The organism is Hydrogenophaga sp. (genome assembly GCF_028698005.1).
GTDB lineage: Bacteria > Pseudomonadota > Gammaproteobacteria > Burkholderiales > Burkholderiaceae_C > Hydrogenophaga.
This window is the reverse complement of record NZ_JAQVEJ010000204.1, coordinates 1-4,251: the sequence shown is the minus strand read 5'-3', so window position 1 is coordinate 4,251 and position 4,251 is coordinate 1. Positions and strand designations below refer to the sequence as shown.

Here is a 4,251-nt window from a genome sequence, read left to right as displayed (position 1 = left end):
GCGGCCGCATCGAGCTCCATGGCCGGCCGGCGGCACCCCGGGCACTGGCCGCCGCGGTCGCCTGGACCGACCCGCGCACCGACGCCTTCGAGGCCGTGGTGCTGGATCACTACCTGGCCGATCTGCCACGCCGTTTCCCGGGAGCCGACCGCGCCCTGCTGCAGGAACTGGTCGCAGCGCTCTCGCTCGACGCACACCGGCACAAGACCTTCCACATGCTCTCGACCGGCAGCCGCCGCAAGGCCTGGATCGCCGCCGCCATCGCCAGCATGGCCCCCGTGGTGCTGATCGACCAGCCCTTCGCCGCCCTGGACGGCCCGTCCGTGCGCTGTGTGACCGAGCTGCTGGCAGACGCCGCACACAGCCAGGACCGGCTCTTCGTCATCGCCGACTTCGAACCACCCCACATGGTCCCGCCCGGCCACACCATCTCGCTGGACGCCAGCGCCTGAGCCCCTCCCCCTGCGAGGGACACACCACAAAGGCCAAAGGCGACCCGGCCCCAAGCTCCCAAGAAACCAGCCCAGCCAACGCGCTGGAAATTTCCCAAGCCGGCGGCACCGAGCGGCGCCACGGCGCAGGGGGAGACCTTATCGACCGCCCACCACCACCGTCACCAGGTGCTCCGGCTGCAGCACGCGCCCGAACGCGCGCCGGATGTCGGCCGTCGTCACCGCCTTGACCTGATCCGTCCAGGTGTCCAGGTAATCCAGCGGCAGACCGTTCCAGGCGATGTTGGCCACATTGCCCAACAGCTTGCGGTTGCTGTCGATGCGCAGGGCAAAACTGTTGACGAGGTAGTCCTTGGCGGCACGCAGCTCGTCCTCGGTCGGTCCCTCGGCCACAAACCGGGCCACCACCTCGCGCACCAGAGCGACCGCCTGTGCGGCCTGATCGGGCCGCGTGGTCAGGCCGATCTGGAACGGCCCCGGCTGCAATCCGGGCATGAAGGTGCTGTACACGCCATAGGTCAGGCCGCGCTTTTCCCGTACCTCGGTCATCAGGCGCGAAACGAAGCCACCGCCGCCCAGGATGTAGTTGCCGACAAACAGCGGGAAGTAGTCGGGGTCGCTGCGAGCGATACCCGGCTGGCCAATGAGCACCTGCGCCTGCGCGGCATCAAAGGGCATTCGCTGCTCGACGGCGGCCTGCAGCGGCTCCACGGCCGGCACCGGTGCCAGCCGGGGACAGCCATTTGGCGCAATGGCTGATATCAGACGGCCCACGATGTCGTCGGCCGTCTGCCGGTTGATGGCCCCCACCAGGGTCACGTTGGCGCGGCAGGCTGCCACATGCTGCCGGTAGAAAGCGCGCATGTCGTCAACGCCGAAGGCGGCGAGCGTTTCCGGCGTGGTCGGCCTGCCCAGGGGGTGGTCGCCGTAGACTGCCTGTCCGAAGGCGCGGTCGGCATGCGTGCCGGGCCGCATGTCGGCCTCGCGCAAGGCCTGCGCCCAGCGTTCGCGGTCGCGCTGCCAGACCGGGCCAGGCCAGGCCGGCACCGCCATCTGCCGCGCGGCCAGGGCCACCGCCTGCCGCAGCAGGGCGGGTTCGGTCAGCGTGCGCAGGCTCAGCGTGAAGCGTTCACCCGACACCTCGGCGCCGAACGAGGCACCCAGGTCGGTCCAGGCCTCGGCGAGCTGGTGTTCATCCAGTGCCGACTGGCCTTCATGCGCCAGCGTGCCTGCCGACAGCATGTCCGCCGTGGCCGACGCGAGTCCTGCCTGGCCCGCCGGATCACGCCGGCTGCCGCCATCGACATCGATCTGGACATCGAGCATGGGGATGACCGGGCTTTCCACCAGATAGACCTTGGCACCGCTGGCATGCTGCCAGTGCTGGATGGGAATGGCCGCGTGCGCGGCGTGGCCTGCGACCAGCATCAGGCAAGCCACCAGCGCGCGAGCCGTCCGGCCCGATACCAGCCGACGCGCAAAAAAAGGAATGAGGGTCAGCATCCGCAACTTTCGTTCTCGTTCGGTCATTCGGATCCGTGGCGCGACGGGACCATCGCCTTCGTCTTGCCCTGTGCGGTGTCGCGCTTGCCTGCGTCAGGCACCAGCACCGCCGTCGTCAGGCGCTCGTCACCGAACAGGCGCACGGCCACCGACTGGATCTGCGCCGGCGTCACCTCGCGCAGACGCTGCATCAGGCGCTCGGACGTGTCCACCCCCGTGCCATTGACCCACTGGCTGCCCAGCTCCCGGGCCTGGTTGAACAGCGAGTCGAGCTTGTAGACCTCGCCAGCCGTCCATTGCACCAGCACCCGGCGCAATTCGGCCTCGCCCACGCCTTCCCGTGCAATGCGTGCCACCTCGCCCCGAAGGGCATCGGCGGCCGCCTCGGGCGTGACACCGGGCGCCGGCACCGCCGTCAGCCAGAACACCTGCGGCCCCCGGCCCATCAGCCCGTACGAGGCCCCCGCACTGTCGGCGATGCGACGGCCATCGGCGCCGGTGCCCTTGACCAGCGAGCGCTCCAGCCGGGCGCCGGGATAGCCGTCGAGCACCGCCGCCAGCAGCGTCAGCGCCAGCGCGTCGATGCTGTCCTGGTCCTGTCCGTCCAGCTTTTCCAGCTTGGGCATGTGCCAGGCCAGTGCCACCAGCGCCTGCTCGGCGGCGGCGCGGTATTCCAGCCGCTTGGGCCCCTGCTGCGGAGGTTCTGCACGGGGTTTGCGCGGCGGCACCGACCGGGCCGGAATGCGACCGTAGACGGATTCGGCCAGGCCCCGCACCTGCTCGACATCCACGTCGCCCACGACCACGACCGCGGCGTTGGCCGGCACATACCACTGGCGGTAAAAGGCCCGGGCATCGTCGGGCGTCATCGCTTCCAGGTCGCTCATCCAGCCGATGATGGGGCGCCGGTAGGGGCTGGCGACGAACATCGTGGCGTTCATCTGCTCGAACATGCGCGCGCGCGGCGACTCCTCGGTGCGCTGGCGGCGCTCCTCCTTGATGACCTCGATTTCGCGGCGGAACTCCTCGTCGTCCCAAGTGTTGTTCTCGAACCGGTCGGCCTCCAGCCGCATGACGGCCTCCAGGTGCCCCACCGGCACCTGTTGGTGGTAGGCCGTCATGTCGCGCGAGGTGAAGGCGTTCTCGCTTCCGCCCAGGGCTGCCACGCGGCGCGAGAACTCGCCCGGCGGCACGCTGGGCGTACCCTTGAACATCATGTGCTCCAGCACATGTGCCACGCCCGAGGTGCCATCCACCTCGTCCATGGCACCCACCCGCACCCACAGCATGTGCACGGCCGTCGGCGCCCGGCGGTCGGGTTTGACGATCAGCGTCATGCCATTGGACAGCGTGAACTGGCGCGGTACGCCCTCGTCGGGGGTCGCGGCGGTCGCCAGCGCAGCCAGCGACAGCACGCACACACCCAGCAGCAGGCGCAGCAGGTTCGGAAGGCACGCCGGTCGGCGCCAGCGGCCATGGGTCAATCGTTGGATCATAGGGTCAGAAGATACCCCAGTCGGTGCTTGGTTCCCTGGCGGAGGCCGGCGCGCGCCCTTCACACACCAGATACAAAGTGCCCGCACAATGGCAACCGGCCGCAACATTTGGTCAGTGATGGCATCATTGCTATCTTGCGCGTCGGCCCCGCACGGCGGCCCTGCCCCTACGACGAGAAACACACCACGCCCACCACGATGCTGTTCTGCTCCTGCGTTGCCCCGGCTCCCTCCACCGCGCTCCCGACGCCCACGCCCACCACCACCACCGACCACCACCATCCAGACCCCTCCCGCTGGCGGGGGGCCGCCGCCGTCAAAGCGCTGACCGGCGTGCTGGCGCTGGGTCTGCTGGCCGCCTGCGGCAAGGATGACGCCCCCGCGCCCAAGCCAGAGGCTGCGCTGCCCAAGGTGGGCTTTGTCACCGTGACCCCCCAGCGGCAGGAGCTGGACACCATCCTGCCGGGGCGCACACGGGCCTTCCAGAGCGCCGAGGTGCGGCCGCAGATCTCGGGCATCCTCCACAAGCGCCTGTTCAACGAAGGCGATCTGGTGCGGCCGGGGCAGCCGCTCTACCAGATCGACGACGCCTCGCTGCGGGCCACCGAAGCCAGCGCGGCGGCCGCTCTGGCACGTGCCGAAACCTCGCTCAAGACCCTGCAGGCCAACGCCAGCCGCAACGCGGAACTGGTCAAGATCGACGCCATCAGCGCGCAGGCCAACGATGAAAGCCAAGCCGCCGTGGCACAGGCTAGCGCGGATGTGGCGGTGGCCCGAGCCAACCTCGAGACCGCCCGCAT

The 4,251-nt window shown here is 69.6% G+C and carries 4 protein-coding genes; 2 read left to right on the top strand and 2 right to left on the bottom strand.

From position 1 onward, the window contains the following. A partial coding sequence (locus tag PHQ87_RS14670; protein WP_300235933.1) for a hypothetical protein occupies positions 1 to 452 on the top strand: 452 nt, incomplete at its 5' end. A 138-nt stretch (positions 453 to 590) separates the two neighbouring features. On the opposite strand, the gene PHQ87_RS14665 is transcribed toward PHQ87_RS14670, so the two are convergent. Then, positions 591 to 1,880 (bottom strand): pitrilysin family protein, encoded by a 1,290-nt coding sequence (locus PHQ87_RS14665; protein ID WP_300235930.1) that lies wholly within the window; start codon positions 1,878 to 1,880, stop codon positions 591 to 593. A 98-nt stretch (positions 1,881 to 1,978) separates the two neighbouring features. Further along, positions 1,979 to 3,451 carry a pitrilysin family protein gene (locus PHQ87_RS14660; RefSeq protein ID WP_300235927.1) on the bottom strand — a complete coding sequence of 491 codons (1,473 nt, stop codon included), beginning with the start codon at positions 3,449 to 3,451 and terminating at the stop codon, positions 1,979 to 1,981. A gap of 135 nt (positions 3,452 to 3,586) precedes the next feature. On the opposite strand from PHQ87_RS14660, the gene PHQ87_RS14655 reads away from it, so the two are divergent. Next, a partial coding sequence (locus PHQ87_RS14655; protein ID WP_366524487.1) for a biotin/lipoyl-binding protein occupies positions 3,587 to 4,251 on the top strand: 665 nt, incomplete at its 3' end.

Excerpts from the sequence above, each read along its gene's own strand:
- PHQ87_RS14665 (WP_300235930.1), bottom strand. The coding sequence starts at position 1,880 with ATGCTGGTCGCAGGCCACGCCGCGCACGCGGCCATTCCCATCCAGCAC.
- PHQ87_RS14660 (WP_300235927.1), bottom strand. The coding sequence starts at position 3,451 with ATGATCCAACGATTGACCCATGGCCGCTGGCGCCGACCGGCGTGCCTT.